Origin of the sequence: Sphingobium ummariense RL-3 (assembly GCF_000447205.1) — a bacterium.
Classification (GTDB): domain Bacteria; phylum Pseudomonadota; class Alphaproteobacteria; order Sphingomonadales; family Sphingomonadaceae; genus Sphingobium; species Sphingobium ummariense.
Genome location: NZ_AUWY01000132.1, coordinates 17,922 through 33,937, shown reverse-complemented (window position 1 = coordinate 33,937; position 16,016 = coordinate 17,922). Strand labels below are relative to the sequence as shown.

The following is a 16,016-nucleotide window of genomic DNA, read 5'->3' as shown; positions in this document are numbered from 1 at the left end:
TTTATTGAACCCCCGTGGTTCGCTCGACTAGGCCAGAGGCCGTGTCAGTTTTGGGATCGCGCCCGTAATAGTCGGTTTTCTGATTGTGGATGCAGAGCACTTCGAGGCCCCGGCGCAGCCGGATTGTCCTGTAAACCCCGTGCAGCACCACATATTCATCGCGCACATCGAAGGAGGCGATGGCTTCCGATCCATCAGGATTGACGACGAAGAACGCCGGCAATTCACGCTGGTTGGGGAAGCGCATCACGGTGAACTGTCCATTGTCAGACACTTCGGAGGGCTGGATGGCCGTCGATCCTTGCATGATGTAATCGGCGTTGCGTGTGCCTTCCAGCACGCCAATATCGAGCGCGGACTTCACCGCGCCGCGTTCCAAGGCTTTCAGCTGGGCCAGCTGGGCCATTGCGGCTTGCGCCTGCGCCTCGGCCGCTTCCTGTTCAGGATAGCGGAAAACGACCGTATAGAAGCCGCTGCCGCGCTGCGTTGGCGACAGAGCGAAGCGGTAGCTGCGCGGGCCGTAGCGTGAACGGGTTATGACTGTCAGGTTCGTGCGACCCGCGCGCTCGCGCGGTTTGATGAAAAGCGAATTGGCAGCCGGTGCGACTTCCCAAGACACGGTATCGCCCAACGCCACATGCTCGACTACTTCATCCTTGGCGAAGACGATTTCCGTGGCGATGCGGAATACACCCGGAATCTCATAGACTTGCCGATCATTGTAGTTCGCTTCACGAACCCGGTGATCGAGCACCGTCGCATGAGGCGTTTCTTCGGCCATCGCCGGCGACGCAGCTAGCGCGATCGCGAGCGCAAACGGGGCGCTCCACTTCAACACGGTCATTGGGGCACCTCCACGTCAGCGCGATAGCTCTCGACCTGATAGCCAAGCGGATTCTTGAAGCGGTCCACTTCCTTGCTCGGCGTGCCATCGACCTTGTATTTGATGGTCGCGACGGCATCGGTTTTGGTCGAGTTCGAGCCGGTCACAGATTCCTTAGTGAAATAGACCTGCGCGACGTTGCCGCCCAGGAACGACACCCGCTTGATTTCGACAAAAACATCAGTGCGGTTCGCAAGGATGTTTTGCGGACTTTGGGGATTGTCGGTCTTGTAGAAGCGTGACCACCGATCCTGTTCGGGCCGCGCCGACATGACCATGACCGCATCGAAATATTCTTCGCGAGCGGCCGCTATCCAGCCTTCGCGATAGCGGACATAGGTAGCGAGGAAATACTTACGGACCGCCTCGTCATAGGTGATCGTCGCGTCACCGTGGAGCTTGGCGGCGATCGACGCCTCGCCCGTGTTACGGTCCACCGTGATAACATATGGCTCGACCGTTTTTAGAGGCGTCAGGGCTGCAACGGCCACAACGCCAGCAGTCGCCAGGGCGCCAGCAACGCCAGCGACGACCCACGCCAGCTTTTTGGAGCGCTCGGCCGCCGCAAGCTTGTCACGTTCCCAGCTTGCAGCCTCTTCAAAATAGGCTTTCAGCTCGTCCTTTGGAATACCAACTGCCATCGTAACACCTCAGCAATTCGAGTAGATCGGGCCGCGCAGCGAGGCGCTTAGACGCGGCACTTCGACCGCCCGCGATGCGTCCGACTGTTCATTGCCCGGAGTGGAGGGGTCTGCCGGGGCCGCGTCCGGCGTTGCCGGTGCACCCTGATTGAACACGTCCACATTTGCCGGCGCGGTTCGCTGTGCGGCCTGATCCGGGATTGTGGGGAGGGTAAGCCCATGCGGATTTGCAGGCCGCATCGGCCCCTCACATTTGGCTGGCTTTTTGACGGGCTGACCTGCGCAGGCCGCCAGCGCCAGGCAGATTCCGAGTCCAAGCAACTTGCGCATATTCGTTCCCTCAAGCTCTGGTGATTGTGTTTCGGTTGCGCCAACGGCGAACCGCCGACGAGAAGCCCCGCCCCATGCTGGCCCCCATGGCGCGGGCATCGCTGGCCGCGTGCCCTGCGCCCGTTGCAACTGCCCCGCCACCCTTCGTCACCGCGTTGCCGAACTGCGTCACCATTGCAGCCGCGCCGCCGCCAAGTGAGGCAGCTATTCCGGGGATTTGGATGAAGAAAAAGCAGGCGAGAATGTAGAACGCGATGATCCGGATACAGGTGCTCCAGATGTTGTCAAAATCGCCATCGAATGTTGCTGTTGCCGATTCAGCGACATTGGCCACAACGAGCACAAGAAGCATCGCAAATAGCGACAACATCAGAAAGTTGAGGACGCTGCCGAGCCATGAGAAGAAGTAGCTTCTGGTGGAATCAAACAGCAGCGCTGCTACGAAGATCGGCCCGACCACCGCCAGACAGGCGAGCGCAAACAGCGCATAGAGCACGATCACAAAGCCGACAGCCAGTGCGAACAGAGCCGCGATCGCTGTCAAAAGAATGATGATAGTGGCACCGATACACAGCATAATTGCGGCCGCAGCGCCGGGAATATCAGTCAGTGAGGCGTGTTCCTCTGCGTATTTCTCGGTCGCATCCTGCATCGCGAGCAGTGCATCATCGACCCGCGCCCACATCCCATCGAAAGACCCACCAACGCCGTCCGGTGAGCCGCCTACGATCGAGGCAAACTCATGCGGCAGGCCGGTCACGATCATCTGTGCGAGCGATGCTCCATAGAGGTTTGTCACAGCATAATAGAGCGCGGCCAGCATAAGCGAGCGATAGACATATTCGCGGAAGGGGTATTGCACGGCCCCGCGCATAATCGCGTAGCCTAGCAGGATTATGTAAATGATCATGCCAGTGCGGAGCGGTCCAGCGATCCACCCAACAAACCCAGCATAGTTGGACACAACTACCGAATTGAGTTCGTTGGTGAAGCCCTGATAGGCATTCGTAAATAGATCGTATTCCACCAGACCGCTCCGATTAGATATAATTCAAGCTGTTATTACAGCCTTACATTCCAGCTGCCTTCCGTGCTCGCGCACGCTGCTCATCACGTTTCCGCGACCTTTCAATGGAGGCGATTTTGTTCTTTATGCCTCCGCAATTGCGAGCCACTGGCATGGGGAGGTCCGACTGTTTGAGTTCGCTGTTCACGATCTTGTCGCACTCAGCGACGATCACCGGAATCTGATCTTCATGAGTTTTGAGCCAATCAACGTCATGATAGGTCATTAAAATCTCGGGAAATGTGGGCGCGCGTTCGCAGCCGGCGAGCAAGCCGGCTGCGCTGATCGCAAGAAGGACCATTTTCTTCATGGTCAAATTCCAGCTGCCGCCCGCGCTCGCGCACGCTGCTCATCGCGTTTGCGCGACCTGTCCGCAAAAGCTTCGGCCGTGTGCGCCGCGGCCTCCGCTCTGCGCGCTCGCTCCAACGCTTCGACGCGGAGCTGGTCGTTCATCATCGACGCGCTTTCGAGCTGGATGCGCGCTTGAAGGTCAGCAACTTCCTTGGCTGTTGATGCGGTCGCAAGTCGATTGCGCAGCTCTTCCAGACCCTCACCGCGCGATGTGGCCGCTTCGCCCATGCCTTCGGCCATGGCCTTGTCCATCGCGATCGAGCGAGCTGTCTGATAGCGAACGTCAGTCTGATCGCCATTCGCGGATACGCCGAGACGTTCGAGCATGTCCTGATAGATCGCATCAGATCGCCCGCCGTAGCTGCCGCCGCCGCCAAAATCGCCGCGCGCCATGCGTTCGAGCGAGTTCACATCAACGCCCAGGGTGCGAAGTGAATCTGTCTTAAGCTGGTTGGCGATCGAGGAAACATCGGTCAGCTGGTTCAACCCTTGGTAGAGCTGCTGCGCTTCCGCAATCTGCTGGCGACCTTGCTCGATCATCTGCATGGTCTTCTGGATTTGTTCGATATGCTTGAGCACCGACGTGCTATCGAACACAGGGATACCCTGCGCACTGGCTGGCGTCGCGGCCGCAAGGCTCCCGATCGACACAGCCGCCAAGATAAGCTGCTTCATAGTCTCACTCCTTTCAGCTTGGGCGCCGGCGCCGGTGAAATTCCGGCAACCAGAGCTTCGGATCATTGCCCAGTTCGGCAATCACTTCGCGGGCCACGCCCGTTGTTTCAGCGCGGCCCGACAGCACGGCCAGTTCATCGTCCATGCCAATGAGATCCAGGCCGACCACAACGGAGTCATGGCCCTGCTTCACGAGGAATTTGCGGCTTTCCGGCGACAGCTCTTCGCGCACCAGCTTAAATTCCGCCTCCGAGAGCGAGAAGCCTTCGATGTAATCCCGGCGCTGGCCGAACGGATTGGGCAGGAAGATTTTCGTCGCGACCTGCTCCAAGATCGAATGGCTGATCGTGGACCGCAGCGCGTCCGCAGGCGACTGTGTTGCAAAGACGAGGAACGCATTGCGCTTGCGGTATGTCTTGAGGCCATCCTGCGCGAATGCCGTGAACGCCGGATCGGCCAGCGCCTTCCAAAATTCGTCAATCGCAATAACCATGCGCTCGCCTGTCAGGAGCGCGTCTATCCGCTCGAACAGGTAGAGCATGACCGGCGTGCGGATTTCCGCGTTTTCGAGGAAGTCGGTCATATCGAAGCCCACGAAACGGGCTTCGAGAGACATGGAATCTTCCTCATTATCGAAAACCCAGCCAAGGTTCCCCTCGGAGGTCCACTTGACTAGGCGCGCGCCGACGCCGCCCGAGTCCGACATGCCGAGCATGGTCCGCAGCGCCGACAGCGAGCGTTGCTCGCGTGGCAGCTTCATCACGGCTTCGATGCCATCGTCGATCAGGTGCGATTCCTGCACCGTGATCGGCGCCCCCTCTTGCTTCACCAGCTGGCGGATGAAGCGACCGAGGAACGCGCGATGGGAAGCCGTATTGTCGAGCGCCTTGAGCGGAGCGAAGCCCGTAGGTTCCCCGTTGCGCAGCGCGAGATAGGTGCCGCCGCTGGCTCGGACAAAAATTTCCGCGCCTTGATCCTTGTCGATGAAGATATGGCGCGCGTTGAACTTTTCGAGCTGCGCCATCAGGAAGTTGACCAGCACCGTCTTACCGCCGCCCGATGGACCAATGACCATCGAATGGCCCAGGTCTGCCGAATGGAAATTGAAGTAATAGGGGCTGCGAGCGCTTGTCTTGAGCAAGGCGACCGCAGGCCCCCAATGATTGCCGTCCTCGTGCCCTGCAGGGAACGTATGGAAGGGCGAGAACGCCGAGAAATTATATGACGTGATCGGCGCGGGGCGCGCCCTCCACGCGAAGTTGCCGACCAGCTGCGACCAATAGGCAGCTTCCAGCGCCGCGCTTTCGCGGGCGGCGACCATGCCCGTATCGGCCAGCGCCGCGCGCGCGATCGACATGTTATCGCGCAGCTTCTTCAAATCTTCCGCGAACACCGTCAGCGTGAAATGATGGTCCCCCAGCACAAAGCGGTTCGATTGCAAATCGTCGGCCGCGTCGATCAGCTCATCCATCTGGCTGATCGCCTTGTCACCGGCGTTCGCCATTTGGGTCTGGCGAAGCCGAAACCGTTCTGTTGCCGCTGTGCGCGACAGGAACGTGAACGACTGCGTTATGGCGAGGCTGAAATCGACCGAAAGCAGCGATTCAAACTGGCGCGGCGTTGTCGATGACGGATACTCGCGAATGCCGAAAATGCCGCCGAACATCGAATGATCGGCGTCGCGGACCTCAAATGTCTCAGCGCCGATGATGGCGCGGCTCGCATAGAGCGCCGAGCCGAGACGGCCACGGACCAGAGGACAGCGCCGATAGCGCCCGGTCATCACCTGGTTCAATATTTCCAGCGGTTCGGAGAACAGGAGACCCCGGTGCTCATAGATGCCGACACGGCGCGGACGAACGCGCAGCAGTAGCTTTTCCAGATCGCGCACCTTGTCTTCCAGCAGCTCTAGAGCTTCCGCGATATTGGCGTTCTTGTCCTCCTGCTTCTTGCGCAGGAAATCCATCAGCTTGTCGGTCGCGTTTGCTGTTGGGCGGATCACGACCGTCATGAAGAAGCGGTTGCGGAACATGCGTTCGGCCGTCATCCGCTCATAGTATTTTTGATCGAGCTTCGCGGCGAAATGCGAGCGGAACGTGCCGCCTGGATAGTCGCGCACGCGCATCCGCAACATGTGCGTCCAGATCGAAAGCCGCTCGTCATGGATATTGCGCCAGACCCCGTTGAGGCGCGTGTGCCAATCATTCAGATCGCGCACGTCCGAAGTCTCAAAGGGCCGTCCATCCAGTTCGAGCATGAGCATCAGATCGCCGTTATCGAGGGCGACCACATGCTCATTGACATGCCGCGAATACGGCAAGAATTTCTCGGGCATTTCCTCCCGTTTGGCCTTGTCAAAAGGCACCTTCTCCGCGAGCGCGCTCTTACCGAACACCACGACCAAATCCCTTTCGCTTGATTCCGTAGAGCGGCAGCGGCGTGTAGCTCGATCCACCCCAAAAGACGCGGTTCCGGTTCGCCGCTTTGGTCCGGCCCCACAGGAAGATCAGCCGGAATGCGTTCACGTCATGCCGAACGATAAGCCGCGCCATCGCATAAAGCGCGACGGCGGCCGCGCCGCCGTAGAGAGGATTGCCCGAACCAACTAACGTGATTGCGCCCGCCATGATGATGAGCGCGCCCGCTTCAATGGGAACACCCGCCCACAAAGCGGGGCGGGTGACGGCCAAGAACAGCGGGTCTTTTGTCATTTCTTCCTGACCGTCCATCCCCGATCACCCCGTAATCGTGTCGACGATCCAAGGCGCGGAGAACACGATCACCACGCCAACTACGACCGTGACGAGCATCTGCACCGACGCGCGGCCGAGGAACCACAGAAGGCCAACGACGATGATCGCGATGATCGCAAGCGTGCGGAGCAAACCGTTGCTCAGCAGGCCGAGAATGTTGTCGGCCAGGCCTTCAAAGTTTGCCTGCGCAAAAGCCGGCTCCGCTACGAGCAGGCTTGCCAGCAGCGACAGGGGCAGCGCGCGCGCCATGAGCGGCGAGGGCTTGAGACGCGCGAGCAGCGCATCGAGCCGGGATTCAGCCTTGATCTTCCAGATACGAAACATTCGATAACTCCTATCTTCGCCTTACGAACCAATCCGCGCGTGTTGGGCGCGGCCGAAAACATCCCACGCAGGCGGTGCAGGCGGTGGAGCCGCCTCCATGTTCTCCGCTGCGATTTCCGCCAGCTCCACCGGCACACGACCGGCGCCAGTGTCGCTCATGGCGGCGCTGGCGGGCTGATCGCCCACGATGACAGTCGGGATTGCGGTCGCAGGCCGACCGCTGACGCGGCGACCTGCGTTCTCCACGCGGGCGACATAGCCGTTGCGGAAACCTCTCGATTGAGAGCCTGTGTTATACATGCTGAGTGCGACCCGAAGGGCCTCTTGCGGGGTGCGCCCCGTCTTGGCCGAACGGAAATTGGACAGGAGCACCCGGCCTGCCGCTTCGATATTGGAGCACTGCTTGAAAACAGTGTCCCACGTTAGGCCGAGCCATCCCATGTTGCGTGAATTGATTTGGCCGAGGCCGAGATCCACGCTGTAGCCGCGAGCCACATAGGAGCGCGCGGTTGCGATGGCCTCAGCCTCATTACGCGGACGGCGAGGCTGACTGGCCACGCCGTTGACGTTGATCGCAAAAACATAGTTCGAAGATTCCGCATCCACGATCGCGGCGATCGTATGCGGCGCTACCGCTGGGGCGCATTGCGCCGCCAGCGAAAGAACGGCCCCGGTTTCGAGGAACACGTTCCCGCTCCCGGTCAGTTGCGCGGCTGATAGTAGGTCTGTTGCCGCCCGTCAGTCCAAGTGACCGTCAAGCGACCAGGCCTCCCATCATCCGGCTTCTTGTATTTGGTCTTGGCGATGCCCCCGCCCGTGCATGTCGGGAAGCTGCCGCCGAGAGCCAGCACGCGCCACAGTTTCGTTATCGGTGGAACACAGGCTGGATATTGCGTCGGACCACCCGGGTTGGAGATGCACAGCACAACCTCACATGCCCAAGTATTATCCGACGCTACAGCGGGGGTCGATTGCACCGCAGCCCCCACCAAGGCGGTCGCGAGCGCGAAATTAAAAGCTTTCATCGCTTTCTCCCTCGTCATCGAGATTTATGCACATATCACGATGAGGGGGAAAGGGAAGCCTAAAACGCCAATTTGTTGCTGCATTGTTTGTCGGGAACCAATCGGATATGGTCATCCTCATATCCGTAATCGAGCACGACATGCCGCACAGCGCTTGACAGTCGCTTGTAGGTTTTAAGCGTTGGTTGCTCGAATAGGCAGACATTCAGCCACTTATCGCCACGCCACGATACTTTGACATTGATGATCCATTCACTCGACGGCAGTTGCGCAATTTCGACCGCTTGGATCATTCCCCCAGCAGGGCGGCGGGTGGTTAGTTCGCGCTCAAGGATCGGATCATACTGCCAATCGTCGCTATGCGGCATCGTGATTTATTCCCTTTTACCGATTAGGATATGTCTATCCTCGCTTTGACGGCGAGGGCAACCCGGCTTGTCGTCTCTTGCCGCGCAACCACATTACAGCCATTAAGCGTGTCAACACGCTTATTCCGGCACCACACCAACCTCTTGTGTTCTAGACCTATGGCGCGCCCGAAAAGACAGGAAGACCCTCTTCTCCCGGTTCCTTTGCCCCGGCGTCGGCCGAGCCGCGCCAACACGCGAAATCTCGCAGCATCGGTGAAACCCGAGCTGGCGGCCGAGATCAAGAACCTCGCTGAGCGCGAACAAACGTCCGTTGCTGCCCTGGTCGAAGAGGCGACGATCAATCTCTTGAAGGCACGCGGGATCGAATATCCCGACTATCTGCGCCACTACCGCAAATTGGCGTGACGAGCGCGTTATAAGCGTGCGCGCACGCTTATTCTTGCCAACCCCTTAAACTTGAGCCAGTTATGACGCGCTGATTCCGCCTTGGAGTCGGCGATTCATCTGTTGCGTGCGGGGTGGCTCCCCGAGGCGACAGGACAACAAAAAACCCTCGCTTGGCTGAGCGAGGGCTGTTTGTGCCACCGAAGTGAGCGCTTCTAACTTGGCTCTCTTTATCGGTGGTGCTGCGGCGAAAGTCAATCTCGAAAGCGTGCTTTCGGGAGCGATGGTGCTTGGCCTCGCGGGACCGACGAAGGGAGGTCCGCATGACCACTTCCATAGGCGCCGTGCTGCGTAGCACCGGCCTCGCCACGATCGACCGCGCCTTGCTTGCGCGTGCCGAAAAACCGCGCGTCAAAGTCTGGGCCGGCAGCATCGCCGTAGGCCACGAAAAGCGGGCCAAGGCTTACACACCGATCCGCAATGCTCGCCAGATGCGCGAGATGATCGAAGCCGCAAAGCTCTACGAGCGGCAAACGCTCGCGCAGCGGCGGACAACCACACCGCGCATTCGCAACGGAGCTATCGGACAGGCCGGCATCCAGATCATCGAGTTCCTGGCCCGCGTCATCGACTATAGCACTGGCGCGCTGTTCCCCAGTCTTCACACGATCATGGATGGAACCGGCCTCAGCAAGAATTGCGTCGTTCAGGCGCTTTCGCGTCTCAAAGACGCGCGAATTATCGACTGGTTCAGGCGCTACGAGCCGGTTCCCGACCACGAAGCGCAAGGCGCTGGCCCGCGCATCAAGCAGGCCACGAACGCCTATCGCTTCCTCTTCCCCGCCTTCCTCTCGGAAATCTTCGCTGCTCGCCGCCGTCGCGGCGTCGCGGCCGATCCAGCCCCCGCTTGCGAACAATATCGCCAGATCGAGGCGGCGCGCGACATGGAGCGCATGAGGGATCAGCTGCCCCTATGGGAGCTAACCCGCGAAGAGCGGGACAAGCGCGAGCTGGCGGACATTCTCGCCAGCCTGGGCCAAGCGATTGAGGCGAAAGAACGTGAGTCATCCGCAAGTGAAGATAACCGGCGGAGATATTTATATTGAATGGCCCTAGTCGGGCCATGCGCGATATTGGCATGTATCCCGACCGTTTGCCCGCCATCGTGAAATGTGTATAAATCCCAATGTCGGGATACCGTTGACGAAAGAAGTTCGATGCAGATGGACGTCGAAGCACGCGCACGTCAGATCGTAGCGGATATGGGCGGCCACTGGCGCGGCTCATATGGCATGGTTTGCTGTCCAGCCCACAACGACCGCAATCCGTCGCTCCAAGTCACCCCCGGCAAGAAGGCCGTCCTATTCAAATGTTGGGCCGGTTGCAGTCAGGAAGCCGTCTGGTCCGCGCTCAACAGCCGCAAAATCAATCGCCACACGAGCGGTGAAACGGTCGATCGCGCGCCCGAACCCTCGCGCCGGAAGCTCGCCCTCCAACTATGGGATTCCGCCGTGCCGATCGCAGGCACCGCGGCTGAACGCTATCTGCGTTCGCGCGCAATCGACCCGACCGGCCTCAAGCTCCGCTTCGCTCCGCGCTGCATCGTTGGTCCGCCCGACGCCCGCGAAGAGCATCCTGCCCTTCTCGTGCCGTTCGAGGCCGACGAAGGCATAATCGCCGTGCAGCGGATCTTGCTCGATCCAGCAACCGGCGAGAAACGCTACCATGCGGCGCTGCGCGAGGCGAAATTGACGCTCGGCCTGGTCCGACACGCCGCCATGCGGATCGGCGGCCAGCCAACCGGCGATGTTCTGCGCCTCGCGGAAGGCTTCGAGGAAGCCGTTTCCGTCACCCAGCTTAGTGACGGGAAATTCAAGGTGTGGGGCGCTGGCGGCATTCGCCGCTATGGCCTGATCGCGATCCCCGAACGCATCCGCAAAATCGTCATCTACTCGCAACACGGCCAGGAAGCCGCACAGGCCATAGAGGACGCGCGCGACCACCTCACTGCCAACGACCGCGAACTGAAAATCATCCTCCCGCCAGCCCCGGCGCCGATGGACTGGAACGACATTCTTCAGGAGAGAGCCAGGTGCTGATCCGAGGTTTCAAAAAATGGCCGCGAAATCAGCAAATCGCGTTGCCCATTCTCTCTGTTTTCGCGTTCGGCGCGCTGTTCAATCAGATGCAGGCGAGGAATAGCGAGCCGGTTTCAATCCATGTCGAGAACCCGCGCATTATCGACGGCGATACGCTCGAAACGCTCGATAAAAAGCGGGTGCGGTTGTCGGGAATTGATGCGCCGGATGAGGACGGCAAGGGCAATGTGCCCAAGATCGCAGCGCAGCTCTATTTGGAAGAGCTGGTGAAGCAAAATGGCGGCATGGATTGCACGAGCGATTTTCAGGACGAAAAGTTGACGATCGAGCCGATATGCAACACGCGGCGGACGAGCTGGGGCGGGTCTAACCTGTCGTGCCGGTTTCGGTCGAATGGGGCATCTGTTTCGGCAACGATGGTACGCCATGGATATGCCGTTGATTACAGGCAACATTCAGGGCTGGCCTATGCCCGTTTCATGAAAGACGCTGCCGATGAGCGACGAGGCCTTTGGGGTGTCGATTACGAGGCGATGAGGAATCTGGCGATCGAGAGGGGCCAGCTGCCGAACAAGTGCAAATGATCGGAGCCGGGAACCTGCCCTATTCCACCACACGGCTGCGCCGCGCGGCTCCACGGAGCCAGCAAAGCCGTCTCCGCCCATTCGGGTGACGGTCAGGGCTATAAGGGAAGATCAGCATGAATGATGCGACGCGAACGACGATGCAGGCCGCGCCCAGGCACAGTGCATCGCCGCGCATCGAGGCAATCGCGGCATGGCTGATCGCCGCGCTCATTCTCGCAGGCGGCGGGATCGTCGCACGCCTGATTGTCGATTATCCGCAGTTCCTGCCGAACAGCTATATCGGCTTCCTGATCTACCGGGCCGGTCCCGCCGCCACCTTGCTATGGGCCTGCGCCGGCGCGACCATCACCGTCAGTGCAGCGCCGAGGCGTCCCGTTCTCCTGATCGCTCTGGTTGGCTCGATCGCCGCGTGCTTCGCGCTCTCCGGGCTTTGATCTCTAACCCCATGCCTTGCGTTGATAATTCCGGCATTAACCCTGGAACACCACCATCCATTATCCAATCAGGCTCACAGCGTTTTCATGAGCAGGTCCCCTCACGATTATCATAGACGCTTGCGGGCGGTTGATGAGCGCGCCGCAGCTCTCCGCGCTGAATCAGAACGCTGGCAAGCCTTCTGGAATGAAGCTGGCGGAGATCAGATCGATCCTCCCATTGTCGCAAAGCCCCCACGCCGCCGCTGGTTCTCCTTCTTAAAGCGACCGCAATAGTTTGAGCGGCCCAGGGCCGCGCTCCGTCAGTGGTGGCAGCTGCCACCGGGGGAACACCAAGGGCACCCGCCCTTTCGTTCCCGAAGCATAATCGACAGGACCGGGTTGCCCGACAAGTTCGGCCAGTTCCGGCGCGCTCGCGCGCGCCGGGGCCTCCCTAGTCGCGCCGCCCGCACCACTCCCATCGATTTTGCTCCCCCCTCCCCATCCCGCGCTTCGCCAGCGGGTCAGAGCCGCAGGCCGCAGGCAGCGGCTTCGCCTAAAGGAGTGAAAAATGACCATCCAGACCATCCAACTGAACAAGCTGGCGCTTTCCGACCTCAACGTGCGGAAGGTGAAGCCCAAGGAAATCGAAGCCCTCGCCGCCGACATTCAGGCGCGGGGCGTGCTGCAAAACCTGATCGGCTATGATGAAGACGGCAAAATCAGGATTTGCGCCGGAGGGCGGCGCTATCGGGCCTTGAAGCTGTTGCAGAAGGCAAAGGCCATCCCCGGCACTTTCGAGGTTCCCGTTGAAATCCGCAGCAAGGACGAGGCGCTGGAAATCTCGCTTGCCGAGAACGCGCAGCGCGAGGACATGCACCCCGCCGATGCCATCGCAGCCTATCGGGCGATCATCGACAGCGGCAAGGACGTTGACGATGTTGCAGCATCGTTCGGCGTCTCCCCGGCCTATGTCCGCCGCGTGTTGAAGCTGGCGGCGCTGCACCCGACCATTCTCAAAGCCTTCCAGAAAGACGAAATCGGCATGGGCGCGGCGCAGGCTTTCGCGCTGACCGACGATCAGGACCGCCAGCTTGAGGTTTTCAAGCGCACCGGCGACAACGCCCACCAAATCCGCGCCATGCTCACCCAGGAGAAGGTTGCCGATACCGACAAGCATTTTCGCATTGTAGGCGAGGAAGCCTATTGCGCCGCAGGCGGCACCTTCACCACCGATCTTTTCGGAGAACGTCGCTATTGCGATGATGCGGGCCTTGTCATGGACCTTGTGCAAGATCGGCTCGACGCCATCGCCAAGGCGGCGCGCGAAGATGGCTGGCGCGATGCAGAAGGGCAGCTCTACCGGCCTGATTCCTACTGGATGCGCGGCCATCTGGAACCCGCTGGCGAGCGCGATCCGACCGAGGAAGAAACCGCGCAGCTGGTCGAGATCGAGGCGGCAATCGCCAAGCGGGAAAGCGAGGTGGACGAGGACGATCACGACTATGACGACGAGTTGCGCGCCCTGACCCGCAAACAGGACGCTATCGTATCGGCTTGCCGCGTTTTCACCGCCGAGCAGAAGGCCGAGCACTCGCTTATCGTCTTCATCGGCCATGACGGTATCGAACAGGTCGCGTTCACCCGCACCGCCAAGGGCACCGCCGCCGATGGCCCCAAGCCTCCTCGCCCCGACTACTCGCAGAAAGTCATGGATCAGCTGGGCGGCATCCGCACGATGGCGGTTCGGGAAGCCCTTGCCAGCGACCCGGAGCTGGCGCTGGACGTGCTCTTAACGGGCCTCTTGGGGCAGGTTCGCGGCAACGCTTATTCGTGGCAACAAGCCGCCGAAATCACCGCCGAGAAGAACCGCTTCCATGTTGACGATGCGGTCATGGGCCATTCCACGATTGCCGACATTGACGAGATCGCAAGGGCCGATCTTGACCGCTTGGCCGAAACACCCACGCTGGACGACATGCGCCAGATGGACAGCGAAGCGAAATTGCGGCTGCTGGCCTACTGCGTTGCCTCGCAGATCACGAGCCTTTCGTTCCACAGCGACCGCGACCGCCAGCTGGCGCAGATCGTCGGAGCCGCGCAGATCAACATGGCCGACAAGTGGGAACCTAATCAGGTATTCTATGACCAGCTTAGCAAGGCCACGCTCTTGAAGCTGCTGGCCGAAGGTTGCGGCAACGACGCTGTAGAGAATTGCCAGACCATGAAGCGCTCTGACCTTGCCGTGACGGTCAACGAGCGCCTTGCGGGGCGGCGCATCCTGCCCCCCGCCCTTCGACCCTCTGCCTTGCCCGATGCCGCCGATAGCGAAAGCCAAGCGGCATGACGGCACGGGGAGCGCGCTTCACTCCCGCGCTCCCCGCAAACTTGGGGGCGGTGGCAGCTGCCACCGCCCGGCCTTTGCGATTAGCGAATGCGCCTGTTGAGGAAGAAAATCCCGATGGGTGCGACGAACAGCACAAAATCATGCAAGCCGCCGCCAAAATGAGCGGCCAGGGCCGCGCGCTTAGTAGTCTGTCAGCTGCCACATAGGATCGAGCGGCCCAGGGCCGCGCTCCGTCAGTGGTGGCAGCTGCCACCGGGGGAACACCAAGGGCACCCGCCCTTTCGTTCCCGAAGCATAATCGACAGGACCGGGTTGCCCGACAAGTTCGGCCAGTTCCGGCGCGCTCGCGCGCGCCGGGGCCTCCCTAGTCGCGCCGCCCGCACCACTCCCATCGATTTTGCTCCCCCCTCCCCATCCCGCGCTTCGCCAGCGGGTCAGAGCCGCAGGCCGCAGGCAGCGGCTTCGCCTAAAGGAGTGAGGAAAATGGCTAAGGAAACGAACCGGATCGACATTTATCAGGCCGTCACCGACGACATTCTTGCGATGCTCGAAGCGGGCACCAAGCCTTGGGTGAAGCCGTGGAGCGGTGGGCCGACCATTCCGCTCCGGCACAATGGGGTCGCCTATCGTGGGATCAACGTCCTCAGCCTTTGGGCCAGCGCCATGCGTCAGGGCTTCGCCTCCCCCTATTGGCTGACCTTCAAACAGGCATTGGAGCTTGGCGGCAATGTCCGGAAGGGCAGCAAGGGGACCACCGTTGTCTATGCTAACAAGCTTGTCGTGAAGGACTCCGAGACGGACGACGAGCGCGCCATTCCGTTTCTGAAACGATACACGGTTTTCAATGCCGATCAGGTCGAGGGACTGGACGGCAAATATCCCGCGCCCGCCCCGATCATTACCAATCCCGAAACCCGCGACGTTGAGCTTGAAGTGATGTTCTCTCGCATCGACGCAACCGTTCGCATCGGCGGATCGCAAGCCTATTACCACACCCGCGACGACTATATCCAAATGCCTGCTTTTGAAGCGTTCCATTCCGCCGACGACTACTATGCCACGCTTGCGCACGAGGCCGTGCATCATGCAGGGCATGAAAGCCGCCTCAACCGGAAAACCCTGATTTCAACGAGCCGCGCCGACTATGCGAGGGACGAGCTCGTAGCCGAGCTGGGCGCATCCTTCATCGGCGCGATTGTCGGTTTCAAGGTCGAGGAACGCGAAGACCATGCCGCGTATATCGAGCACTGGTTGACCGCGCTCCGCAACGACAAGCGCGCGATTTTCGAGGCTGCCCGTGAGGCTCAGAACGCCGCCGACTACCTGTTGGCGATGATGACCGACCAAGCGGATTGAATGACCCGCCCTGCTAAATGCACGAGACGCCGCGCAAGCGCGGCGTCCCATTTCAGGAAAGTGAAATATGGGGGCTACTCAATGTGGTTTATATACAAATCCCGACATGTTAACTATGGGCGGGAGCAGGTCGTTTTTAGGTGCAAAATGGAAAATATCATCGACACCTACAGGAATCGCATCAAGGCGATGGGGTATGAGCCGCGTCGGCAGGAAGAGATTCCTGACGTGATGGCAGCTTATTGCGAAGCAATCGCAAATTGCAAGATTGAAGGACTTGAATTGGTTTCGGATGACCACTCTTTTTGTTTGCTGTTGGTCGAAACCCAAATTCCCGTCGATGTGGCGATTGGTCTGGCGCAGGACTACAACCGTGATGTTCTGTCCCGCCAGAAACTCGCTGCATGACAG

The 16,016-nt window shown here is 60.2% G+C and carries 19 protein-coding genes; 8 read left to right on the top strand and 11 right to left on the bottom strand.

Annotation, left to right across the window (positions count from 1 at the left end; translation table 11 throughout):
* Window position 1: 1 nt before the first annotated feature.
* The 11 genes from M529_RS46115 to M529_RS46070 form a co-directional block, all read right to left on the bottom strand.
* Entirely contained in the window at window positions 2-844 is an 843-nt protein-coding gene (locus M529_RS46115) for a TrbG/VirB9 family P-type conjugative transfer protein (protein WP_004213222.1), read from the bottom strand.
* Window positions 841-1,524, bottom strand: a complete 684-nt coding sequence (locus M529_RS46110) for a virB8 family protein (protein WP_004213217.1) — start codon at window positions 1,522-1,524, stop codon at window positions 841-843. The genes M529_RS46115 and M529_RS46110 overlap by 4 nt, the downstream gene beginning before the upstream one ends.
* 9 nt (window positions 1,525-1,533) lie before the next feature.
* Window positions 1,534-1,854, bottom strand: coding sequence for a hypothetical protein (locus tag M529_RS48795; RefSeq protein WP_004213216.1), 321 nt, complete (start codon window positions 1,852-1,854; stop codon window positions 1,534-1,536).
* Window positions 1,855-1,864: 10 nt separating this feature from the next.
* Complete coding sequence (locus M529_RS46105) at window positions 1,865-2,881, bottom strand: type IV secretion system protein (RefSeq protein WP_004213214.1); 1,017 nt, start codon at window positions 2,879-2,881, stop codon at window positions 1,865-1,867.
* A gap of 43 nt (window positions 2,882-2,924) precedes the next feature.
* Window positions 2,925-3,230, bottom strand: a complete 306-nt coding sequence (locus tag M529_RS46100) for a hypothetical protein (RefSeq protein ID WP_006949657.1) — start codon at window positions 3,228-3,230, stop codon at window positions 2,925-2,927.
* A gap of 2 nt (window positions 3,231-3,232) precedes the next feature.
* Entirely contained in the window at window positions 3,233-3,946 is a 714-nt protein-coding gene (locus M529_RS46095; protein ID WP_006949655.1) for a type IV secretion system protein, read from the bottom strand.
* A gap of 13 nt (window positions 3,947-3,959) precedes the next feature.
* Window positions 3,960-6,344, bottom strand: a complete 2,385-nt coding sequence (locus tag M529_RS46090; RefSeq protein ID WP_006949654.1) for a VirB4 family type IV secretion/conjugal transfer ATPase — start codon at window positions 6,342-6,344, stop codon at window positions 3,960-3,962.
* Window positions 6,331-6,675 carry a type IV secretion system protein VirB3 gene (locus tag M529_RS46085; RefSeq protein WP_006949650.1) on the bottom strand — a complete coding sequence of 115 codons (345 nt, stop codon included), beginning with the start codon at window positions 6,673-6,675 and terminating at the stop codon, window positions 6,331-6,333. The genes M529_RS46090 and M529_RS46085 overlap by 14 nt, the downstream gene beginning before the upstream one ends.
* Window positions 6,676-6,681: 6 nt before the next feature.
* Window positions 6,682-7,023 carry a TrbC/VirB2 family protein gene (locus M529_RS46080; protein WP_004213202.1) on the bottom strand — a complete coding sequence of 114 codons (342 nt, stop codon included), beginning with the start codon at window positions 7,021-7,023 and terminating at the stop codon, window positions 6,682-6,684.
* 21 nt (window positions 7,024-7,044) lie between these two features.
* Window positions 7,045-7,710, bottom strand: coding sequence for a lytic transglycosylase domain-containing protein (locus tag M529_RS46075; RefSeq protein WP_004213200.1), 666 nt, complete (start codon window positions 7,708-7,710; stop codon window positions 7,045-7,047).
* A 397-nt stretch (window positions 7,711-8,107) separates the two neighbouring features.
* Window positions 8,108-8,416 carry a hypothetical protein gene (locus M529_RS46070; RefSeq protein WP_004213195.1) on the bottom strand — a complete coding sequence of 103 codons (309 nt, stop codon included), beginning with the start codon at window positions 8,414-8,416 and terminating at the stop codon, window positions 8,108-8,110.
* Between the two features lie 255 nt (window positions 8,417-8,671).
* On the opposite strand from M529_RS46070, the gene M529_RS49860 reads away from it, so the two are divergent.
* The 8 genes from M529_RS49860 to M529_RS0125230 all read left to right on the top strand — a co-directional run bounded on the left by M529_RS49860 (window position 8,672) and on the right by M529_RS0125230 (window position 16,013).
* Window positions 8,672-8,824 carry a hypothetical protein gene (locus tag M529_RS49860; RefSeq protein ID WP_006949649.1) on the top strand — a complete coding sequence of 51 codons (153 nt, stop codon included), beginning with the start codon at window positions 8,672-8,674 and terminating at the stop codon, window positions 8,822-8,824.
* A gap of 362 nt (window positions 8,825-9,186) precedes the next feature.
* Window positions 9,187-9,909, top strand: a complete 723-nt coding sequence (locus M529_RS46060; RefSeq protein WP_236617751.1) for a replication initiation protein — start codon at window positions 9,187-9,189, stop codon at window positions 9,907-9,909.
* 111 nt (window positions 9,910-10,020) lie between these two features.
* Window positions 10,021-10,902: a DUF7146 domain-containing protein gene (locus M529_RS46055; RefSeq protein WP_007016055.1), complete on the top strand. Its 882-nt coding sequence runs from the start codon at window positions 10,021-10,023 to the stop codon at window positions 10,900-10,902.
* On the top strand, window positions 10,896-11,486 hold the full coding sequence (locus M529_RS46050) for a thermonuclease family protein (protein ID WP_006949646.1): 591 nt from the start codon (window positions 10,896-10,898) through the stop codon (window positions 11,484-11,486). Before M529_RS46055 ends, M529_RS46050 begins: the two co-directional genes overlap by 7 nt.
* 116 nt (window positions 11,487-11,602) lie before the next feature.
* Window positions 11,603-11,923: a hypothetical protein gene (locus tag M529_RS46045; RefSeq protein WP_006949645.1), complete on the top strand. Its 321-nt coding sequence runs from the start codon at window positions 11,603-11,605 to the stop codon at window positions 11,921-11,923.
* Between the two features lie 550 nt (window positions 11,924-12,473).
* The gene (locus M529_RS46040; protein ID WP_021319980.1) at window positions 12,474-14,249 is read left to right on the top strand and encodes a ParB/RepB/Spo0J family partition protein; all 1,776 of its coding nucleotides are present in this window, start codon (window positions 12,474-12,476) and stop codon (window positions 14,247-14,249) included.
* Window positions 14,250-14,732: 483 nt separating this feature from the next.
* The gene (locus tag M529_RS46035; protein WP_004213405.1) at window positions 14,733-15,605 is read left to right on the top strand and encodes an ArdC family protein; all 873 of its coding nucleotides are present in this window, start codon (window positions 14,733-14,735) and stop codon (window positions 15,603-15,605) included.
* A 147-nt stretch (window positions 15,606-15,752) separates the two neighbouring features.
* Window positions 15,753-16,013: a hypothetical protein gene (locus M529_RS0125230; protein ID WP_006968047.1), complete on the top strand. Its 261-nt coding sequence runs from the start codon at window positions 15,753-15,755 to the stop codon at window positions 16,011-16,013.
* Window positions 16,014-16,016: the final 3 nt, after the last annotated feature.

Coding starts and splice junctions, on each gene's coding strand:
- M529_RS46045 (WP_006949645.1), top strand. CDS start 11,603: ATGAATGATGCGACGCGAACGACGATGCAGGCCGCGCCCAGGCACAGT.
- M529_RS46110 (WP_004213217.1), bottom strand. CDS start 1,524: ATGGCAGTTGGTATTCCAAAGGACGAGCTGAAAGCCTATTTTGAAGAG.
- M529_RS46115 (WP_004213222.1), bottom strand. CDS start 844: ATGACCGTGTTGAAGTGGAGCGCCCCGTTTGCGCTCGCGATCGCGCTA.
- M529_RS46095 (WP_006949655.1), bottom strand. CDS start 3,946: ATGAAGCAGCTTATCTTGGCGGCTGTGTCGATCGGGAGCCTTGCGGCC.
- M529_RS46080 (WP_004213202.1), bottom strand. CDS start 7,023: ATGTTTCGTATCTGGAAGATCAAGGCTGAATCCCGGCTCGATGCGCTG.
- M529_RS46100 (WP_006949657.1), bottom strand. CDS start 3,230: ATGAAGAAAATGGTCCTTCTTGCGATCAGCGCAGCCGGCTTGCTCGCC.
- M529_RS46040 (WP_021319980.1), top strand. CDS start 12,474: ATGACCATCCAGACCATCCAACTGAACAAGCTGGCGCTTTCCGACCTC.
- M529_RS46085 (WP_006949650.1), bottom strand. CDS start 6,675: ATGGACGGTCAGGAAGAAATGACAAAAGACCCGCTGTTCTTGGCCGTC.
- M529_RS0125230 (WP_006968047.1), top strand. CDS start 15,753: ATGGAAAATATCATCGACACCTACAGGAATCGCATCAAGGCGATGGGG.
- M529_RS46070 (WP_004213195.1), bottom strand. CDS start 8,416: ATGCCGCATAGCGACGATTGGCAGTATGATCCGATCCTTGAGCGCGAA.
- M529_RS48795 (WP_004213216.1), bottom strand. CDS start 1,854: ATGCGCAAGTTGCTTGGACTCGGAATCTGCCTGGCGCTGGCGGCCTGC.
- M529_RS46055 (WP_007016055.1), top strand. CDS start 10,021: ATGCAGATGGACGTCGAAGCACGCGCACGTCAGATCGTAGCGGATATG.
- M529_RS46035 (WP_004213405.1), top strand. CDS start 14,733: ATGGCTAAGGAAACGAACCGGATCGACATTTATCAGGCCGTCACCGAC.